This window comes from Aeromonas sp. R10-2 (assembly GCF_040908445.1).
Lineage (GTDB): Bacteria > Pseudomonadota > Gammaproteobacteria > Enterobacterales > Aeromonadaceae > Aeromonas > Aeromonas veronii.
Map to the genome: position 1 here is coordinate 25,304 of NZ_JBFODS010000031.1, position 19,429 is coordinate 44,732.

14 protein-coding genes and 1 pseudogene are annotated in these 19,429 nt (G+C 57.4%); 6 read left to right on the top strand and 9 right to left on the bottom strand.

Features of this window, described 5'->3' with window-relative positions:
* Positions 1 to 38: 38 nt before the first annotated feature.
* Positions 39 to 2,843, bottom strand: coding sequence for a response regulator (locus AB5Y97_RS07055; RefSeq protein ID WP_368157433.1), 2,805 nt, complete (start codon positions 2,841 to 2,843; stop codon positions 39 to 41).
* 187 nt (positions 2,844 to 3,030) lie between these two features.
* Here AB5Y97_RS07055 and trxC point away from each other — a divergent pair, with 187 nt between their 5' ends.
* Positions 3,031 to 3,465 (top strand): thioredoxin TrxC, encoded by a 435-nt coding sequence (gene trxC / locus AB5Y97_RS07060; protein ID WP_139471756.1) that lies wholly within the window; start codon positions 3,031 to 3,033, stop codon positions 3,463 to 3,465.
* Positions 3,466 to 3,626: 161 nt separating this feature from the next.
* The gene (locus tag AB5Y97_RS07065; protein ID WP_368157435.1) at positions 3,627 to 5,009 is read left to right on the top strand and encodes a DASS family sodium-coupled anion symporter; all 1,383 of its coding nucleotides are present in this window, start codon (positions 3,627 to 3,629) and stop codon (positions 5,007 to 5,009) included.
* A 64-nt stretch (positions 5,010 to 5,073) separates the two neighbouring features.
* On the opposite strand, the gene AB5Y97_RS07070 is transcribed toward AB5Y97_RS07065, so the two are convergent.
* Positions 5,074 to 7,548, bottom strand: coding sequence for a glycogen/starch/alpha-glucan phosphorylase (locus tag AB5Y97_RS07070; RefSeq protein WP_100645704.1), 2,475 nt, complete (start codon positions 7,546 to 7,548; stop codon positions 5,074 to 5,076).
* Positions 7,549 to 7,923: 375 nt separating this feature from the next.
* Positions 7,924 to 8,121: a DUF4250 domain-containing protein gene (locus tag AB5Y97_RS07075; protein WP_005333612.1), complete on the bottom strand. Its 198-nt coding sequence runs from the start codon at positions 8,119 to 8,121 to the stop codon at positions 7,924 to 7,926.
* A 230-nt stretch (positions 8,122 to 8,351) separates the two neighbouring features.
* On the opposite strand from AB5Y97_RS07075, the gene AB5Y97_RS07080 reads away from it, so the two are divergent.
* A complete protein-coding gene (locus AB5Y97_RS07080; protein WP_005333614.1) occupies positions 8,352 to 8,837 on the top strand; it encodes a cell division inhibitor in 486 nt (161 codons plus the stop codon).
* A gap of 160 nt (positions 8,838 to 8,997) precedes the next feature.
* Here AB5Y97_RS07080 and AB5Y97_RS07085 read toward each other — a convergent pair whose 3' ends face one another.
* From AB5Y97_RS07085 to sixA, 3 genes are all read right to left on the bottom strand, one after another.
* Positions 8,998 to 9,915 (bottom strand): DMT family transporter, encoded by a 918-nt coding sequence (locus AB5Y97_RS07085; RefSeq protein WP_100653589.1) that lies wholly within the window; start codon positions 9,913 to 9,915, stop codon positions 8,998 to 9,000.
* A gap of 164 nt (positions 9,916 to 10,079) precedes the next feature.
* Entirely contained in the window at positions 10,080 to 10,286 is a 207-nt protein-coding gene (locus tag AB5Y97_RS07090; RefSeq protein WP_005336998.1) for a DUF1107 domain-containing protein, read from the bottom strand.
* 133 nt (positions 10,287 to 10,419) lie between these two features.
* The gene (gene sixA / locus AB5Y97_RS07095; RefSeq protein ID WP_368157437.1) at positions 10,420 to 10,887 is read right to left on the bottom strand and encodes a phosphohistidine phosphatase SixA; all 468 of its coding nucleotides are present in this window, start codon (positions 10,885 to 10,887) and stop codon (positions 10,420 to 10,422) included.
* Between the two features lie 162 nt (positions 10,888 to 11,049).
* Here sixA and AB5Y97_RS07100 point away from each other — a divergent pair, with 162 nt between their 5' ends.
* Complete coding sequence (locus AB5Y97_RS07100; protein ID WP_368157439.1) at positions 11,050 to 13,836, top strand: insulinase family protein; 2,787 nt, start codon at positions 11,050 to 11,052, stop codon at positions 13,834 to 13,836.
* 331 nt (positions 13,837 to 14,167) lie between these two features.
* Here AB5Y97_RS07100 and AB5Y97_RS07105 read toward each other — a convergent pair whose 3' ends face one another.
* Entirely contained in the window at positions 14,168 to 14,815 is a 648-nt protein-coding gene (locus AB5Y97_RS07105; RefSeq protein WP_106843800.1) for a thiopurine S-methyltransferase, read from the bottom strand.
* Positions 14,816 to 15,098: 283 nt separating this feature from the next.
* A complete protein-coding gene (locus AB5Y97_RS07110; RefSeq protein ID WP_368157441.1) occupies positions 15,099 to 16,469 on the bottom strand; it encodes a leucine-rich repeat-containing protein kinase family protein in 1,371 nt (456 codons plus the stop codon).
* Positions 16,470 to 16,790: 321 nt separating this feature from the next.
* Here AB5Y97_RS07110 and AB5Y97_RS07115 point away from each other — a divergent pair, with 321 nt between their 5' ends.
* Entirely contained in the window at positions 16,791 to 17,555 is a 765-nt protein-coding gene (locus tag AB5Y97_RS07115; RefSeq protein WP_368157443.1) for an SDR family oxidoreductase, read from the top strand.
* 50 nt (positions 17,556 to 17,605) lie between these two features.
* Positions 17,606 to 18,433, top strand: a complete 828-nt coding sequence (locus tag AB5Y97_RS07120; RefSeq protein ID WP_199428642.1) for a bifunctional transcriptional activator/DNA repair enzyme AdaA — start codon at positions 17,606 to 17,608, stop codon at positions 18,431 to 18,433.
* Between the two features lie 116 nt (positions 18,434 to 18,549).
* Here the strand turns inward: AB5Y97_RS07120 and AB5Y97_RS07125 are convergent.
* Positions 18,550 to 19,429 (bottom strand): annotated as a pseudogene (locus AB5Y97_RS07125) (IS1634-like element ISAs25 family transposase); the annotation flags it as partial.

Below are 19,429 nucleotides of genomic sequence, written 5' to 3' on the forward strand. Positions count from 1 at the left end.
TCCCGAACCGGGATGGTTGAGAATAATTACTATTTAATTCACTGTGACATGCGATCATCCCCTGATGAATAGGGATTATACGAATTTTCATGCTGCTCACCGGTCAACAGGAAGTGTGGCACCTCTTCCCGGGTCTGGCTGAACACCTGTTGCAACTGCTCCAGATCTGTCTCGCTCAGCACCTCGTTTTGCCGCAGGCGCCACTCCAGCTCGCCAGCCACCAATTGCAGACGGGACGCCGAGATATTGGCAGACACTCCCCTGAGGGTGTGCAGTAGCTTGCTGGCCACCTCGGGCTGCTGACGGCGCAGGGCGGAGCGGATCTCCCACAGATCGTCCTTGTGCTCCGACATGAACAGCTTGAACAGGATCTGCAATGCCTCCTTATCCTGCTCCAGCCGCTTGAGGGCATCCTGCAGATCGAGGATCCCGATCATATCCGGCGGTTTCACCTCCATGATCCCCGCCTGCTCCACCCCTTGCGGCTTTACCCACTGCAGCAGGTTGTTGTAGAGATCCAGCTTGCTCACCGGCTTGGTGACATAGCCATTCATCCCCACCCCCAGACAACGCTCCTTGTCACCGGGCATGGCACTGGCGGTGAGGGCAATGATGGGCACATCGTGTTTGTCGACCATCTTGCGGATCTGGCGGGTGGCATCGAGTCCGTCCAGCACCGGCATCTGCAAATCCATCAGGATCACGTCAAAAGGCTGCTCGGCGACCCGCTCCACCGCCTCCCGGCCATTGCTGACCACACACACCACCGCATCGACGCGCCGCAGATATTCGATGATGAGCTGCTGATTGACCCGGTTGTCTTCCGCCAACAGCACTCGGGTACCCTGCAACAGGGATTTGAAGTGTTGCTGATCCCCCTGTGCCTCGGCCTTGCGCAGGTTGAGCTCGTAGGAGCTGCCGTTGAGCAGTTCGTCCACCTTGGCCAGCAGGGCATTTTCAGTCATCGGTTTGGGCAGAAAATGGGTCAGCCCCATGCTATCCATCCGGGCGTGCAGCCCCTCTCTGGCCCAGGCGCTGATCATCAGGATGGGGATCCGCCGCCACTGGCTGTGCTGATACATCTCCAGCGCCAGATCGAGCCCATCCTCCTGACCCATGCGCCAGTCGAGGATCGCCAACCGCAGATTCGGTCCCTCTTCACGGAGCAGCTGACGGGCGCGGGAAAGGGAGTTGACCGGCAGCACTCGCACTCCCGCGCGAGTCAGAATGTCCCGGGCCAGATCCAGCACCAGTTCGTTGTCATCCATCACCATCACCAGCGGCTGGTTTTCGAAGAAGACTTTCCGTCCAGCGACGCCGTCGACCGCCTGCGCCATCGGAATATCAAACTTGAACAGAGAGCCGACGCCAGGCTTGCTCTCTACGGTGATCCGCCCCCCCATCAGCTCCACCAGACGCTGGGAGATATTGAGCCCAAGACCCGAGCCGCCATATTTGCGGGTATTGCCCGCCTCCAGCTGGGTAAACGCCTGAAACAGTTGGGTCTGCTTCTCTTCGGCAATGCCGATGCCGGTATCGCGCACACTGAAGCGGATCCGCATTGGGTGAGGATTGGCCAGCTCGATGCAGACTTCGACTTCACCGCGTTCGGTAAACTTGATGGCATTGTTCACCAGATTGACCAGCACTTGCCCCAATCGCAGGGGATCTCCACGCAAGAAGACCGGCACCTCCGGTGACTTGCGAATAACCACCTCCACGTGTTTGCGCTCCGCCAGATCGGCAAACATGCCCGCCAGCGAATCGAGCTGCTCGCTGAGATCGAAGTCGATCTCCTCCAACGTCAGCTTGCCGGACTCCACCTTGGTCAAATCAAGGATGTCGTTGATCAGCAGCAGCAGGGTATCGGATGAGGATTTGATCTTGCCCAGATAGTCCCGCTGTTGTTGATCCAATTCGGTCTGCAGTGCCAGCGAGCTAAAACCTATGATGGCATTCATGGGGGTGCGGATCTCGTGGCTCATGTTGGCCAGAAAATCGCTTTTGGCCTGAGCCAGCAAGCCGGTCTGGCGCGACAACTCGCTCAGCTTCTGGTTGCGGCGCCACAGGGTGAAGGCCACCAGCGCAAAGCAGATCAAGGCCCCGCACAGCACCATCAGATAGAAGCGGTTCATCAAAGAGGAGGCGCGCTCCAGCTTGTCGAGTTTCCAGCGCACCAGACTCTCGATCACATGCATGTCGATGAGCTGGTAACGCAAGGTGTGATAGGCAATCACCTGCTGGCTCATCTCCTTGCTCAGGCGGATCAGGGTAGCGATCTCCGGCAAGTTGCCATAACGGGATTGCAACTGCTGTTGCAGCTGATCCAGCGTAGTCTGTTCACGTTTGTCCCAACTGCGCTGTAAATAGCTACTCAGTTGCGCCAGCTCCTCCAGGTCGCGATGAAGCGCACTGTCTGACGGGCTTATCCCCCGCACCTTTTTAATCTGGGCCTGCAGGGGCGCATTGAGATACTCGATAGCCATCTCAATGGCATGAAGCCTGGCCAGCGCCATCAGATAGGTGTCCATGTCCTCAAGCAGTGCCTGGGAGAGATCGTCTTGCACCAGCTCGGGATCGCTTCTGACTTCCCGTACAAAACCGTCAAGGGTGATGGATAACTGGTTCAGGCGCTGCTGGACATTGCTGTCATTGGCCTGCTCCCGCCCAAGCAGATAGAGGGTATCGGCGTTAATCCGGTTCAGCACCACCTCGGCCGCTTCGTTCAGGTTGTGGGCCTGCTGTTGCTGACGGAGCGACTGCCAGCAGTAGCCCGAAAAGGCAAGCAGCAGGGCAACAATCAGCCCTGGCACAGCACGGTTTTTCCGTGATCCTTTATTCATCCCGTCTCGACTCTCATCTGGTGGTCGCTGAATTATCCGGTCAGGCAATGAACCCTGGGGGAATTATCCACTCCCGCTGGGCACTGTGTTACCGTTATTGCTCTGATATTTCGCTATTGTTTCGCGATTGCTTCATTCTGGCTTCTCATCATATCCCCGGCCAGAGCTGATTTAGAAGGAACCAATTATGTCATTTATCACTACTTATTGTAGCCACTGCTTTACCAGGAACCGCCTGCCCGTTACCCATATCGATACATCTGCCAAATGCGGGCGCTGCAAAGCCCTCCTGTTCAGCCAGACCCCTTGCCTCGGGAATGCGGATAACTTCGATACCCTGATCAACTCAGATATCCCGGTCGTGGTCGATTTCTGGGCCAGCTGGTGCGGCCCCTGCCAGCAGTTTGCTCCGGTATTTCATGAGGTTGCCCATGAACTCGAACCACGGATGCGCTTTGTCAAAGTCGATACCGAGCAGCAGAGCACCATTGCCGCCCGTTACGCCATTCGCAGCATCCCCACCCTGATGGTCTTCAAACAGGGCAAACTGGTGAACCAGATAAATGGCTCCTTGCCCAAGAACATGTTCAAGCAGTGGCTGGAACAGTTCATGGATGTTTGATTTATATTTCGCACATGTTTTATTTATGTGTTCATTTCCTCATTTTTATCAATGAGTATGTGAGTAGAGGCTGATTTTCAACATGTGAGTCTGTTTCAAACAAGTGAATGGATGTAATCTCGGCAACACAAAAACAACCATAAATTAACCGAGAGAACATTATGCACACATCAGCTGTACCCTCTGCTCCATCTCGCTGGCTGGACATCAAATCAGGGATCGTCATCCTGGATGTCTTGCTACTTTGTGCCATGCTCGCCTGGCTCCCGTTTGACCCCATGGTCAACAAGGGGCTGGGCATTCTGGTCTTTATTGCCATCCTCTGGCTGACCGAAGCGCTGCACGTCACCATCACCGCGCTGCTGGTACCCCTGCTGGCTACCGTGCTCGGGGTGTTTGACATGAGCAAATCCCTCACCGATTTTGCCAACCCGATCCTGTTCCTCTTTTTTGGCGGTTTCGCCCTCGCGGCAGCCCTCTCAAAACAGGGACTGGATACCCTGATGGCAGGCAAGGTGATGCACCTGGCCAATGGTCATCTGGGTTGGGGCGTCATCCTGCTCTTTACCATCACAGCCGCCATGTCGATGTGGATCAGCAACACCGCTACCACCGCCATGATGCTGCCACTGGCGATCGGTATGCTGGCACGCCTCGATAGCAAAAAAGAGCGCGCCACCTTCGTCTTCGTATTGCTGGGGATCGCCTACAGCGCCAGTATCGGTGGCATCGGCACCCTAGTGGGTAGCCCACCCAACGCCATCGCAGCCGCCCAGATGGGGATTGGCTTCACTGACTGGATGAAATTCGGTGTTCCAGTAGTGCTGATCCTGATGCCCTGCGGCATTGCCCTGCTCTATCTGGTAACCCGCCCGCGTCTCAGCCACCGCGTCGAGATCCAGGATGTCACCATCAACTGGACACGCGAGCGTAAAGTGACGCTGGCAATCTTCCTGACCACCGTTGTGCTCTGGATCGGCTCACAACCCATCTCCAACGCCTTTGGCGGTATTCCGCAACTCGACACCCTGATTGCCATGGGCGCCATCGTAGCCATCGTGGTCAGCCGTGTCGCCAGCTGGGATGACGTCAACCAGAACACCGACTGGGGCGTGCTGATGCTGTTTGGCGGCGGTCTGACCCTGAGCGCCATTCTCAAGGCCACTGGTACCAGCCCCTTCCTGGCCAGCCATCTGTCGGCCGTGCTCTCCAACGCCAACATTTTTGTCGTGTTGCTTATGCTGGCCGCCTTCGTGGTGTTCCTGACCGAGCTGGTCTCCAACACCGCCACCGCCGCACTGTTGGTTCCCCTGTTTGCCGGTGTCGCCGAGGCACTGGGTGTATCACCTGTGGTGATGTCTGTGTTAATCGCTATCGGTGCCTCCTGTGCCTTTATGCTGCCAGTCGCCACGCCGCCCAATGCCATCGTCTTTGCCAGTGGCCACATCCGCCAGAGGGAGATGATGAAAGCCGGTATGGCTCTGAACGTGGTCTTTACCGTGTTGCTCGCCCTGCTGGCCTACTTCGTTGGCGATATCCTCTGATCCACCTCCCCCCCAATAAACAAAAACCCCCGCATTGCGGGGGTTTTCTCATTTATGAATCCGATTAGCCGATGTTGCAGGCCTTCAGATCCCAGATCCGATCCACATAGTCCTGAATAGAGCGGTCGGAGTTGAACTTGCCCATGGTGGCCGAGTTGATGATGGCCTTCTTCGCCCACAGTGCCGGATCCCGATACCAGGTATCGATCAGCTTGTGTGCATCCGAGTAGGACTGGAAGTCCGCCAGGGTCAGGTAAGGGTCTCCCCCTTCCAGCAAGGAGCGCTTGATGGAAGCCAGCTCACCCGGACGACCAGGCGTAAAGTAGTCGGTATCAAACCAGTCCAGCACGGCTTTGAGCTCGGAGTTGGCATAGTAGAAGTCGTACGGGTTGTAACCACGCGCCTTCAGCGACTTCACTTCGTCCACGTTCAGACCGAAGATGGCACAGTTTTCGGCACCCGCCTCTTCAGCGATCTCGATGTTGGCCCCATCCAGCGTCCCGATGGTGATTGCACCGTTGAGTGCCATCTTCATGTTGCCGGTACCGGATGCTTCATAACCTGCAGTGGAGATCTGCTCGGAGACATCTGCTGCCGGGATCAGCTTCTCGGCCAGACTCACGCGATAGTTCGGCATGAACACCACTTTCAGCTTGCCCTGGATACGAGCATCGTTATTGACCCGATCCGCCAGCTTGTTGATGGCATAGATGATGTCTTTGGCCAGCTTGTAACCGGGCGCCGCTTTGGAGCCGAAGATAAACACGCGCGGATGCATGTCATAGTCCGGGTTGGCCAGCAGACGACGATAGAGTGCCATGATGTGAATGAGGTTCAGTTGCTGGCGCTTGTACTCATGCAGACGCTTGATCTGAACGTCAAAGATCGCCTCGGCACTGACATCGATACCGGTTTCGTCTTTGATGACCCTGACCAGCTTCTCTTTGTTGTGACGCTTGATGGTCATGAACTGCTGCTGGAACGCCTTGTCGTCGGCAAACTTCACCACGCCACGCAGTTTGTCCAGTTGCAGCGGCCACTCCTTGCCCACTACTTCGTTGTAGAGGCCAGCCAGTTCCGGGTTGCACGCCAGCAGCCAGCGACGCGGGGTCACCCCGTTGGTCACGTTGCACATTTTTTCCGGCCACAGCTCGGCATACTCGGGGAAGAGATCTTCCTTCACCAGCTTGGAGTGGATCTCGGCCACACCGTTCACTTTGGACGAACCAATCACGCACAGGTTGCCCATGCGAACCTTGCGCACATCTCCCTCTTCGATGATGGAGAGCTTGGCCTTGATAGCATCGTTGCCCGGCCACTTGGGCTCCACCAACTCGTTCAGGAAGCGGGCGTTGATCTCGTAAATCACCTCCAGATGGCGAGGCAGTACTTTCTCGAACAGGCTGACCGACCACTTCTCCAACGCTTCCGGCAGCAGGGTGTGGTTGGTGTAAGAGAAGACCTGATAGCAAATGGCCCAAGCGGCATCCCAGTTCAGATCTTCCTCGTCCACCAGCACCCGCATCAGTTCCGGGATGGCGACAGTAGGGTGAGTATCGTTAAGCTGAATGGCAATTTGCGCGGCAAAGTTGCTGAAGTCACTGCCATGGACTCGCTTGTAGCGGCGCATGATGTCCTTGATGGAGCAAGCACAGAAGAAGTACTGCTGGATCAGACGCAGCTCTTTACCTGCATCGGTCTCATCGTTCGGATACAGCACCTTGGATATGGTCTCGGCCTGGGCTTTTTCAGCTTGGGAGTCGATGTAACCACCTGCGTTGAACACGTCCCAATCGAAAAACTCGGAGGCGCGGGATTCCCACAAACGCAGGATGTTGACGGTATGACCGCCAAAACCGACCACCGGAATATCCCAAGGCACCCCTTTGATCTTGCGCCCGGCGTGCCATACCTTCTTCAGGCCACCATTGTCACCAAACACGGTCTCGACGTAGCCATAGAGCGGCACTTCTTGCACCGACTCGGGGCGGCAGATCTCCCAGGGGTTGCCATACTCACGCCAAGAGTCCGGACGCTCGATCTGGCGGCCATCCTGGATTTCCTGACGGAACAGACCGTGTTCGTAGTGGATACCGTAACCAACCGCCGGATAGTTCAGAGTGGCCAGCGAGTCGATAAAGCAGGCAGCCAGACGACCCAGGCCGCCGTTGCCAAGTGCCATGTCCGGCTCTTGTTCGCACAGGTCGGTCAGTTCCAGACCGAGTTCGCCCAGCGCCTCTTCGCAAGTCTTGTAGAGGGAGAGGTTGTGCAGGTTGTTGGAAGTCAATCGTCCCATCAGGAATTCAGCAGAGAGATAGTGAATCGCACGAGTATCTTTCTTGAAATGAGTCTGCTGAGTGCGGGTCAGGCGCTCGTACACCTGTTCATTGACAGCCGCAGCAGTGGCTTTCCACCACGCTTCGGGAGAGGCTTTCTGTTCGCTTGTTCCCAAGGTAGAACGCAGGTGACGCACGATACTCGCCTTGAGCTGATCTTTATCCAGTTGGAGATCCTGGTCTGTCTTCTTCTTGGTAGCCATAAACCATATTCCTTCGTTACAAATAAAATTGTTATCCCGCTTGCGGGACCGGCGCTGTTGTTATCTCAAAATATGTACCGGCGTGAGAATACTAACTAAAGCGGCAGAATTAAAAGTTAACGCAAGTCACACTTTAACCGATAAAAACAGCCTGAAAAGCTTGAAAACCCTTTCCTTTAATTGATCGCATAAAAACAAACATTCCCTTTATTATCATAAACTTAATGAAACAATAAAAATATTCTGGCATGAATAGGTTTTCAGAGATTGCCAAGCCTTGAAAATCCCTGAAAATAGGCAGCAAGACGGCACATTGAAACCGGTTTCAATGTGCCTGAAAAATTACCGTATAAATATGAAGCAATCATTGCACCCTTAAAGATGTGCTTTGAACTGATTGCTCAATGGATCGTAATGGTACCCAATCTGATCCAGACGTCCTGCCAACTGCTCTTCACTCATATCGTAATAGGCCAGCAACTCCTCCAACCCGTCACACTCAAGCCTTAGCTTCTCATTGATGATGCCCAGCAAGATGTTGGCATCAAGACGTTGCAAGGTACTGATATCCATGGCGGCACCTCCTGTAAATGACCTGTATAACCATGGGCGGTTACGCAAGGTTTGTCCATAGTACGAAAAACACCCAACTGGCTTTATATTAAATAGTGTTTAAAAACATAACCTTACTAACGACACATGCCAACATCATCACATTTTTCAGCAAAAACACCTTGTCACTGCCACAGGATAGAACTACTGTATGCGCATACAGCTTGGATATTCATACAGGAACTCCATATATGAACCAGCCCCTGCACTCACTGCCCTTTGCGATGAATCGTGTCATGAGCAAGCCCTGGCCAACCAGAACCGCCTGCAAAGCGGAGTTGGCTCATTATGGTGTGACTATCCAGTCTGATGATCAGTTTCTGAGCGAGCTGACAAAGCTTGGGGAGGCTCATACCGGCTGGATCTTGTTGATCGCCCCGCCGGGACGCCCCACAGTCAGCCGTCTGGAAGAGCGAGGTATCGATCCCAAGAGAGTGCTGGTGGTACATAGCCCCAAAATCAAGAACTGGCAGCAAACCCTGGAGCGCAGTCTGGGCAATGGTCACTGCGCCGCCGTATTTACCTGGCTGCCTGAGCAGATCGAGCTGGATCACGTCAAGCTGCAGCGACTGGGACAGCAATCTGGCGTACTCACCCGCTTCTTTGGCGCGAAACGGACTAACCTCGGCACACCTCTGCTGGCCTATGCAGAGCAAGATATTTATCTAAATCACTAAGTTAAAATTTGGCCCATTCTTGGGCATGGCTGCAACGACAAAGCCATTGCCATCATTACTCAGTAAAATCCCAGCAAAATAAAAAGCGCCTACATTGCTGCAGGCGCTTTTCATTGGCGGCCAAGCGGGCCATTGGGCCCACTTACGCTTTCACGCAAGATTACTCTTCGGGACAAGGAGCCAGTACTACCCGGCGGCGACCCATCACCACCGGACGCACCAGCAGCTGTGCCAGCAAGACACCCAGCAGGGTCAGACCGCCCCCGATCAGGTGATAGCTGGTCAACCGCTCACCCAGCAGGGTGATGGCAAGGCCAGCCGTCATCACCGGCAGCAGGTTCATAAAGATGGCGGTACGGTTGGCACCAAGCAGGGCGATACCCTGCATCCAGAGCCAGGGCGAGAGCGCCGAGGTAGGGATACCGGCATAGAGGATCAGCCACAGGGCCCGGCCATCCGGCCACTGGCCATCCATCAGCAAAAAGAAGGGGGTCAGGATCACCACACTGCAGATCACCTGACCGTAGAGCAGCGACCAGTTGTCGAGCCCCAGATCCCACTTCTTGAGCAGCACACTGTAAAGGGCGTAAGTTCCCGCCGAAATCAGCATATAGACAGAGCCGATATGAATGCCTTGGGTAAACAGCCGGGTCGGATCCCCCTGCCCCAGCAAGATAGACAAGCCAAGGATGGAAAGCAGCGCCCCCAGCACAGCGCCCCAGGTGGGCCGCTCGCGCAGCAGCCAGATGCTGAACAACACGGTCAGCAGCGGCGTCAGTCCCATCATCAACCCCATCTCGGTGGCTCCCAGGGTTTGCGCCGCGTAGTAACCAAAAGTCTGGTTGAGCACCATGCCCAGCGAGGCCAGCATGGCGATCTGCCAAAGGCCAGCGCGCAGGCGGGCACGCGCACGCCATACCCGACGGGCCAGAAACGGGCTTAATACCAGCGCAGCCACCACCCAGCGCGACCAGGCCAAGGCTGCAGGAGACAAAACACCAACCGCCAGTTTACTGACGATGCCATTGCCAGCCCAGATGGCAATGCAGGAGAAGGGAAACAGAAAGGCAAGGGGCATGAGAGGATCCAGACCGATGAGACAACAGCGGGCCAGTATAGGGGGCGATGGGAGAGAAACAAAGGTGTGGGCCTGAACAGCCACATGGTGAACGCCAGTCGCCAGAAACAAATATGCCCGCAAAAGTGCGGGCATATCAGTGCAGAAACAGGTTCAGAAGCGCATCACGCGGCATCCATGTGCAGTCTGGAGATCAGCTCGTTGACCTCGGTGACTGTCTGGCGGTGGGGAATATCCGCCGGATTCGGCATCAGCAACAAACCGGATTGGAAATCAAACCGCCCCCGACCATGGATGTAAATCCGACCTTTAAAGAAGGTTTTGACATGCTTTGCCACCATCAGTGGCAGGTACTTCTTGAACACTCTCATCGTTTGCAACCTCTTGCAGTTGTATCCGTATGACAGCAGCTTCTGCGAATTAATTCCGTAAAATATTTATAAAAATCCGGAAAACTCGCCCATCTCTTCCCAAAAAATTCAATCTATAACTTTTTATTAACTTTTAGCCTATTGTATGCGGCCCTTCGAGCCAGAGCAAGGCTCCTTTGCCATCAAGCCACTCGATACAGGCGATCCCCGAGGTGGCGAACATGGGTGCTCCTGCGGCCGGGCAGAGGCTTTGCACCAGATAACCCACCAGCGGCAGATGGCTGACCATCAGGATTTGGTCATGTTGCTGCGCCAAAGTGGTGAGGTAGCTGGTCACGAAAGCGGGATCACCGTAAGGGGTAATGTCGCCACTCTCTTCAACGGCTGCTGCGTCAGGTAATTCATTGCATATGGCTTGCCAGGTCTGGCGTGCCCGCAGATAGTTGCTGTGGATCACCCGATCCAGCGGGCCAATCAGCTGAGGCGCCAGCCAGCGGGCCATCTGGATAGACTCTTCAATACCCTGCTCGGTCAATGGACGCTGTTCATCTGTTTTCGCATTCATGCCAGCCTGGCCATGACGCATGATATAGATCTTCATTACAACCTCGCCCAACGGGCCTGTTTTGATAGCCGGGGGATCTTACCCCGCCACGGGTGTGGAAACAATTGCGCTACCTCTCAGAAAAGGGTTTGCCTGACGGGATAGCGGGGTCGATAATCATGTTTAAATTCAAATAAATCCAACGTGAGTCACACGCCAATGAGCCCATATGCCAGTCCCAATGACCATCGGCAATACCATTTTCTGGAGCTGGCCAACCGGCTCAGGGTCTTGTTGATTTGTGATCCCGACACAGACAAATCCGCCGCCTCGCTGGCGGTCAATACCGGCCATTTTGACGATCCCGCTGACCGGCAGGGAATGGCCCATTTTCTGGAGCACATGCTGTTTCTCGGCACCTGCACCTACCCCAAGCCAGGTGAGTACCAGCAATTTATGAGCCGTCATGGCGGCAGCAACAACGCCTGGACCGGTACCGAGTTCACCAACTTCTTCTTCGAGATCGACAACGGCTTCTTCGAAGCGGGGCTGGATCGCTTCTCCCAGTTCTTTATCTGCCCCACCTTTGATCCGGAGTGGGTGGACAAGGAGCGCAACGCGGTCGACTCCGAGTATCGCCTCAAGCTGCAGGATGACATGCGCCGCAGCTATCAGGTGCATAAAGAGACGGTCAACCCGGCGCACCCCTTCTCCAAGTTCTCGGTGGGCAACCTCGATACCCTGGCCGATCTGCCGGGACGGGATCTGCGCTCCGACCTTATCCGTTTTTACGAAAGCCACTACAGCGCGGATCGCATGGCGCTGGTGATGATCTCGCCGGAATCCATCGATACCCAGTTGCAGTGGTGCTGTCGCTACTTTGCTCCCATTTTGAATCGCAATTTGGGAACCCCGACCCTCACCATGCCGCTCTACCGGCTCGATGATCTCGGCGTGCGCATCCACATCAATCCGGTCAAGGAGACACGCAAGCTGTCGCTCTGCTTCCCCTTGCCCAATGTGGACGAGTTTTACGACAAAAAGCCCCTCACCTTCCTGAGCCATCTGATCGGTTATGAGGGGGATGGCAGCCTGCTCTCCTTGCTCAAGGCGAAAGGCTGGGTCAACCAGCTCTCGGCAGGTGGTGGCATCAGCGGCGCCAACTTCAAGGATTTTGGCGTCAACTTTGGCCTCACCCCTCTGGGCCTTGAACATGTGGACGACATCCTCGCCGCCCTGTTTGGCTATCTGAAACTGATTGGCCGCGAAGGGCTGCAGAGCTGGCGCTATGACGAAAAACGGACCGTGCTCGAATCGGCATTCCGTTTTCAGGAGCGCGGCCGCCCCCTCGATACGGTGTCAGGGCTGGTGCTCAACCTCTTTAGCTACAAACCTGAGGATCTGCTCTACGGCGACTACATGATGCGCGAATATGACGAGGGGCTGATCCGCCGCTTCCTCGCCAAGCTCACCCCGCACAATTTGCGTATCACCATCACTGCGCCGGAAGTGGCGACCGATCGGCTGGCCCGCTGGTATCAAACCCCCTACAGCGTGACGACCATTACCGAGGCCGAGAAAATTCGCTGGCAGCAAAGCGAGCCGGACTCGGCGCTGGCGCTACCCAAGCCCAACCCCTTTATCAGCAGTAGGCTCGATCCGCGTACGCCCGAGCTTGCCGCCGACATGCCCGTCTGTCTTATCGATCGCCCCGGTTTTCGCCTCTGGCACCTCCATGAGCACCTGTTCAGCGTGCCCAAGGGCAATCTCTATATCTCCATCGATAGCGAACATGCGGTAAAAAATCCGCGCAACATCGCCATGGCGCGCCTCGCCGTGGAGCTCTTGGCCGACCACCTCAACGCCCTCACCTATCCGGCGGAGCTGGCGGGGCTGGGCTACCAGATCTATGCCCATCAGGGGGGGTTTACCATCAACCTGAGCGGCTTTGCCGACAAGCAGCCGCTGTTGCTCGACATGATCCTCGGCAACCGCACACTGGGGTATCCGGATCCGGGCCGCTTCGCCGAGATCAAAGAGCAGCTCATTCGCAACTGGGACAACCAGTCCAAGGCGCGCCCCATCTCCCAGCTCTTTAACCAGCTCACCAGTTTGCTGCAACCGAACAACCCGCCGTTCGAGCAGTTGCTGCGCCACCTGCGCACGGTAGAGCTGGAAGAGATGCCCGACTTCGTGGCCCAGCTGTTTGGCGAGGTGCATGTCGAGGCGCTGGTACACGGCGACTGGACTGCCGCCGAAGCGCTGGAGCTGGCCGCCCTGATGGAGCGCCACCTGAGCGACATCAATGGCACCAGCAGCAAACCGAGCGGCGAGACCCGCCGCCCGCTCATCTCCATTCAGGACAGGGGCACCCTTATTCGCGAGCAGGGTTGCGATCACGAGGACTCGGCACTGCTGGTCTACTACCAATCCCGCACCACCCGGGCGCGGGATCTCGCCTGCTTTACCCTGGCGAACCACATCATGTCCTCCACCTTCTTCCACGAGCTGCGCACCCGCCAGCAACTGGGGTATGTGGTGGGCGCAGGCAACCTGCCCCTCAATCGCCATCCGGGCCTGATCTTCTATATCCAGTCGCCGGTGGCGGGGCCGCAGATCCTGCTCGATGCGGTGGAGGAGTTTATCGACCTCTTCCCGCTCGCCATGCTCGAATTTACCGAGCAGCAGTGGCAGGAGAGCAAGGCAGGGCTGCAAGCCCAGCTGAGCGAGCGGGATGCCAATCTGCGCAGTCGCGGCCAGCGGCTGTGGGTCAGCATCGGCAACAAGGATCTGGGGTTTGATCAGCGCGAAAGAGTCTGCGACGAGGTGGGCAAGTTGAGCCGCGCCGATCTGGTGCGCTTTATCACCCAGCTGCGCTCGCGCACCTCCGATCGACTGATCCTCTGCAGCTATGGTCAGGGGCACGAACATGACGAGCGGATCACCGGCCAGTTTATCGACGATCCACGGGCATTTCGGCTCAATGCCGCCACCTTCGAGGCCTGATCAGGCCTCGACATCCCCCGTTTTTCCTGCCCACGGCAAATCGCAGGCAATAAAAAGCCGACCCATCAGGGTCGGCTGGAAAAACCATAACAATTGCGACCAAAGCCGCCAAAAGTGAACATGAGCGTGAAAATCAGACACTGAGTTGCTGAGCAGCAAGCGGGAAAGACCCGATACTCGCTTTGCAATGCCAACAGTGATTGAGAAACAGCCTCATATTAGGCACTCCCCCCGCCAGTCACGTTGATCTACGTCAAAGGAGGTAGCGAAGAGCGCGTAGCCCGATGATTTGTCGGCGCAGATCACCCTTTGGTCGCCCGCTAGCTGCCCGTTAACCCCGGCGAACCAGTCGGTAGGCCACCTCATCGAAGTAGGAGAGCTGACCCGACAGCACCCGCGGGTGATCCACCTCGGCGGCGCGCCCCAGCACCTCAATACGAAAATCGCGCTCGAACAGGGCTCGCACCTCCATCTCACCCACCGAGAAGGGGGGCTGACTCTGCTGCTCCGGCTGATATTCAAGGGTCACCAGCAAGATCTGGCCACCGGTCTCGACCAGCGAGCTGATAAGGGCTGCATACTGGCGGCGCATCGCGGTCGGCAGGGCGATCAGCGCCGCGCGGTCATAGACCAGCCGGTAACGGCGACCCAACTCGGGGGCGGCGAAAAAATCCCCCTGAAAAATGCGCAGGCTGTCCACTTGATGGCACTGATAAGGGCCCACTTCGCTCACAGTCGCGGCGAGCTGGTTTTCACTGAAGAACTGGCTGACGGCAAGGCTCGATAGCTCGAAACCGTCGACCGGATGGCCCTGAGCGCTCAGCCAGAGCATATCGCGAGACTTGCCACACAAGGGAACCAGCACCGGCTCGTCCGCTTGCTGAGCTGACCACCAGGATTGCAGCCAGTGGTTGAAGTCCGCCTGATGAAAGCCAATCCGGTTCTCTTCCCAACGCTGATGCCAAAACGCAGCTTCCATCGTTATTACCCTTCTGTACTAAAGATGCCTCAATATCACAACTTAACCGGCACCGCGCAACCCTCTGCCCTCCCCTTTTTGCCGCGCAGCCTCTGCGTGTTATCGGGCGAAAGACTGGGCTTCTCTTTGCCATGTACCTCGCTGTCGCAATGGGCGCTATTGGCTGTGCTTATGACGGACAGAGGTATACCAACCCATGCAAAAACGTCATGGGTGTATGGCGATGAATGAATAAAGGGAATGACGTTGGCAAGCCAAAACGTGCCCGCCAACGCCAGAAAGATCACGACAGCGTGGCGCGAGCGGCCGCCAGCTGACGCTCGATATAAGCAAAATCGGGACGATCGGCGGGGAGTTCCGAGAGGCAGGCCGCTTTGAGCTGATGCATCCCATCAAGCGGTGAGTCTTGCGTATCGCAATGGGCCAGCAGCTCTTCCAGCAGGCAACCAAAGGCGCGCACTTCCAGTCGCTCAAGGCCCATGGCCCGCTCGCGGTCGCAGCGGTCATATAAGGAAGCGGCGCCAAAATCCCCCAGCAGAGCGCGAGCCGGGGCGTCAGGCCCGCGGGCAAACAGAATATTGTGGCCGTAGAGGTCCCCGTGCATGATGCCCGCGCGGTGCAGATGGCCCGCCACCGAGGCGATGCCGTGGGCCATCGCCAGCGCATCCGGTACACTCAGATGCAGCCCCTCGGGATAGACATCCCGGGTGCAGGAGTCCAGGCTCGGCGGCCCGGCCAGATTGGCAAAGGCCGGGTCGATCAGCTCCATCACCAGCGCCGGAATACCGGAGGGGTGATCCGCCACCTTGCCTATCACCTTGATAAGGTTGGGATGAGTGCCCGCCGCCAGCGATGCCGCCATCTCGCAGCGGGGCAGCCCGTCACTGGTCACCGCCCCCTTGAACAGCTTGACCGCCACCTGACTGCCATCGCCTCTATCGCTCGCCTGAGTCACTTCATCAGCAGGATTAGCCACAAGGGTGGCGCGATGGATAACGCCGGATGCCCCCTGCCCCAGCAACTCGCCCAGCGCCAGCGTCTCCCAGGCAATGGGCGTGACATGGGCATCATCGATGGCCCGCGCCTCCTCCCCTTCACTAAAGGGGTTGCCGGAGTAAGCGAGCCATGAAAGGCGCGGCAGCGAGAGCAGCCACTCGGGGAAGTGTTCGATGCGGTTGGCGGCGATGCGCAACAACTCAAGATTGCGGCAGTTGGCAAGGCTGGCCGGCAGCTCGCGCAGGCGGTTGCCCGCCAGCATCAGCTTTTGCAGGGCGTCGCACTGGCCCAGCTCATCAGGCAACTGTTCCACCGCGTTGTCGGTCAGGATCAGCCAGCGCAAACCGGCGGGCAGCGCCTTGGCCGACACGGTGGCAATCCGGTTGGCCTTAAAGCCCACCATGGTGAGCGCCGGACAGCGCCCCAGCACCTCGGGCAGCTCGGTAAAGCGGTTCTCGGAGCAGAAGATAATGCGCAGTTTGCCAAACCCGGCTAACTCGTCGGGGAGCGCGCTTAGCTGGTTGCCGGTCAAATCCAGCACCTCCAGCGTCTCTTTCAGGCTCAAAATCTCGGTGGGGAACTCCGTCAGGTTTTCACAAAGCTTCAGATGGCGGGCACCGCACAGTTCACCTGCGCGCAGCTGTTCCAGAGTATGCATAACCGTGTCTCAATCCTGATGATCTGCCTGATGGCACAGCGACCATCAGCGCGCGCCGAACCCGGGTCCGGCGGTTTTAAAGGGGGGCATTATAAAGAATTCGGGGCGCAGTTCACCCCTTTTGTTGCCACGAAGGCCTGTATCGACATGTAGCAAAACGACTTGGGAACAAAGAGAGCAAGATTCGGGTCGTCCCGGCAAGGAGTGGTTGCCATAGTGGGGGCCAACCCCAAGTCGGTTGGAACCTATTGGGGTTCCAATCCACAACCAACCTTGTGCGCCACTTAGCTGGCGCACAACACACTCAGCGAGGGAACTGCCATGTCATTACTGTCCAACAAGGTCGCCATCATCACCGGCGCCAGCTCCGGCATCGGCCGCGCCAGCGCCATCTTGTTTGCCCGGGAGGGAGCCAGCATCGTCGTCGGTGCCCGCCGCCAGTCCGAGCTGGATCTGCTGGTGGAGGAGATCCGCCACGAGGGGGGCCAGGCGGTGAGTCTGGCGGGAGATGTGAAAAGCGAGACTTACGCCCGCGATCTGGTGGAGCTCGCGCTAACCCGTTTCGGCGGGCTCGATATCGCCTTCAACAACGCCGGTACCACAGGCATGCCGGGCAGCGTAAAGGAGCTTGAACTGGCGCAGTGGCAGGAAACGCTGGATACCAACCTCACCAGCGCCTTTGTGGGAGCCAAGTACCAGATCCCCGCCATGCAGGCTCGCGGTGGCGGCTCGCTTATTTTCACCTCTACCTTTGTCGGCCATACCCTGGGGCTGCCCGGCATGGCGGCCTATGCGGCGAGCAAGGCGGGCCTCATTGGCCTGACCCGGGTGCTGGCCGCCGAGTATGGAGCACAAGGGATTCGGGTCAACGCCCTGCTGCCGGGGGGTACCGACACTCCCATGGGGCGGGCTTTTGCCAATACGCCAGAGAGCCTCGCCTTTGTGCAGAATATGCATGCCCTCAAACGGCTGGCCCAACCGGAGGAGATCGCCCGCTCGGCCCTTTATCTCGCGTCCGATGCATCCAGCTTTACCACCGGCATTGCCCTGCTGGCCGATGGTGGGGTATCTATTTGTCGCACATGACTTGTCGTCCCCAAGATCCTGCGACCGAAACCTTATCGTGAGAGCGCCTTATGTCTGATTACGCCCGCATCGCCGATGCCATCCGTTTTATCGCAAGTCAGGTGGAGCGTCAGCCCACTCTGGACGAGATAGCGGCGCACGTGCACTTAAGTCCCTTTCACTTCCAGCGGCTGTTCAGCCGCTGGGCCGGAGTGACGCCCAAACGCTATCTGCAGGTGCTGACCCTGGAGCGGGCCAAGGCGCTGCTGCAGGAGTCGCGTCCGCTGCTTGAGGTGGCCGATACCCTAGGCCTTAGCAGCGGCTCGCGGCTCTACGATCACTTCGTGCAGCTCGAAGCGGTAACGCCGGGCGAGTACAAACAGCGCGGGGCCGGGCTGGTTATCGATCACGGGGTGCACGACACCCCCTTTGGTCAGGCATTCGTCGCCCTGACCCCGCGGGGGGTGTGCAACTTCTCGTTTCTCGATGAAAAGGCCCCAGAGGTGCCGCTGGCCGCCCTCGCCCATAACTGGCCCGAGGCAGAGCTTAGGGAGGCGCCATCACGCACCCAAGGGGTCATCAACACCATGTTCGATGGCAGCAAGGCACCGGATCGCCCCATCTCCTTGTACGTGAGCGGCACCAACTTTCAGATCAGCGTCTGGCGGGCGCTGCTGCAGATCCCGCCCGCCAAGGTGGTGAGCTACGCCCAGGTGGCAAGCGCCGTCGGCAATCCCAAAGCCGCCCGCGCCGTGGGACTGGCGGTGGGCGCCAACCCCGTCGCCTTGATGATCCCCTGCCACAGAGTCATTCAGCAAAACGGCAAACTCGGCGGCTATCACTGGGGCGAGACCCGCAAACAGGCGATACACGTCTGGGAAGCGGCGAGGTATGAGTGAATGTGGCTTTTTCTGTCCGCCTGATGAGGAACACAGGCATCTTGGTAGTGAGTCAGCAGACAATCAGGCAGCGCCAGACAAGCCTGCGGCGATATAACCGACATTCCGCACCTGATTTAGGAATAAATTTGCCGATAGCGCTCACCCAATACCTCCAAAATGATCTGCTGGTCTCCTGTTAGCTCCGTTACTTGTGGCGGAGCTTCTCCCAGTCGATATTCATGGATGCCACCAAAGCGCAAAAAGATCCAACGGGCCGTCGGCTGCTGGGTCGGTTTCTTTTTCATATCCGCCACACTGCGATTCTGCTCCACTAATCCCTGCCGGATCCGGTGCTCCAACGCTGCGTAAATCATCAGGCTACAGGTCATCACCATGAGCAACGCTTCAATCCGCTCCGGCTTTTTCAGGTACAGTGAGGAGGTTAAAAACTCCGGGCTCTTGAGAAAACGAAAGCCCCGTTCGACATTCTGCTGCGCTTTATAGGTGGCCAAAAGTTCGGCCATGGTCAGCGTATCGCTGTGGTCATTGGTCGCCAGGATGAACACCCCGGTCTGGTTGCGGGCCTCTTCAACGCAAGCCAGGCTAGTTGCCGCCAACCCAGTGATTTGAAACTGATGGCCAATTGGCTCTTCGCCACGCTTGGGTCTGCCACGTCCTGTATAAACGGGTTCACCTACCACTTCGGCATCCAGTTGCAGCAGCATCAAGCTGGCGGTAAAACAGCTCAACTCAGCTTGGGCATCCGCCTCACAAGCAAAGCGTCGGGCACACAATTTGGCGAAGGCTTTGAGCTCGCGGGTACTGTCTTTGAGCAGGTTTTTGGCCAATGTCTGCTGCTCGCGGTGGCTGGCTTGTTCGCTGCGCACCAGCAACCAACGTTGCGCGACCCCGGCATAATTCGCGTGTTGCCAACGGCCATGATAGCCATTGCCCAGAGCGGTCAGCGGTTGTGCACCTATGGTTGCCACGGCCTGCTTTGCCTCATTGAGAGTG

Bases quoted from the DNA above. Each gene is read 5' to 3' on its own strand.
- AB5Y97_RS07055 (WP_368157433.1), bottom strand. From the start codon at position 2,843: ATGAATAAAGGATCACGGAAAAACCGTGCTGTGCCAGGGCTGATTGTT.
- trxC (WP_139471756.1), top strand. From the start codon at position 3,031: ATGTCATTTATCACTACTTATTGTAGCCACTGCTTTACCAGGAACCGC.
- AB5Y97_RS07065 (WP_368157435.1), top strand. From the start codon at position 3,627: ATGCACACATCAGCTGTACCCTCTGCTCCATCTCGCTGGCTGGACATC.
- AB5Y97_RS07070 (WP_100645704.1), bottom strand. From the start codon at position 7,548: ATGGCTACCAAGAAGAAGACAGACCAGGATCTCCAACTGGATAAAGAT.
- AB5Y97_RS07075 (WP_005333612.1), bottom strand. From the start codon at position 8,121: ATGGATATCAGTACCTTGCAACGTCTTGATGCCAACATCTTGCTGGGC.
- AB5Y97_RS07080 (WP_005333614.1), top strand. From the start codon at position 8,352: ATGAACCAGCCCCTGCACTCACTGCCCTTTGCGATGAATCGTGTCATG.
- AB5Y97_RS07085 (WP_100653589.1), bottom strand. From the start codon at position 9,915: ATGCCCCTTGCCTTTCTGTTTCCCTTCTCCTGCATTGCCATCTGGGCT.
- AB5Y97_RS07090 (WP_005336998.1), bottom strand. From the start codon at position 10,286: ATGAGAGTGTTCAAGAAGTACCTGCCACTGATGGTGGCAAAGCATGTC.
- sixA (WP_368157437.1), bottom strand. From the start codon at position 10,887: ATGAAGATCTATATCATGCGTCATGGCCAGGCTGGCATGAATGCGAAA.
- AB5Y97_RS07100 (WP_368157439.1), top strand. From the start codon at position 11,050: ATGAGCCCATATGCCAGTCCCAATGACCATCGGCAATACCATTTTCTG.
- AB5Y97_RS07105 (WP_106843800.1), bottom strand. From the start codon at position 14,815: ATGGAAGCTGCGTTTTGGCATCAGCGTTGGGAAGAGAACCGGATTGGC.
- AB5Y97_RS07110 (WP_368157441.1), bottom strand. From the start codon at position 16,469: ATGCATACTCTGGAACAGCTGCGCGCAGGTGAACTGTGCGGTGCCCGC.
- AB5Y97_RS07115 (WP_368157443.1), top strand. From the start codon at position 16,791: ATGTCATTACTGTCCAACAAGGTCGCCATCATCACCGGCGCCAGCTCC.
- AB5Y97_RS07120 (WP_199428642.1), top strand. From the start codon at position 17,606: ATGTCTGATTACGCCCGCATCGCCGATGCCATCCGTTTTATCGCAAGT.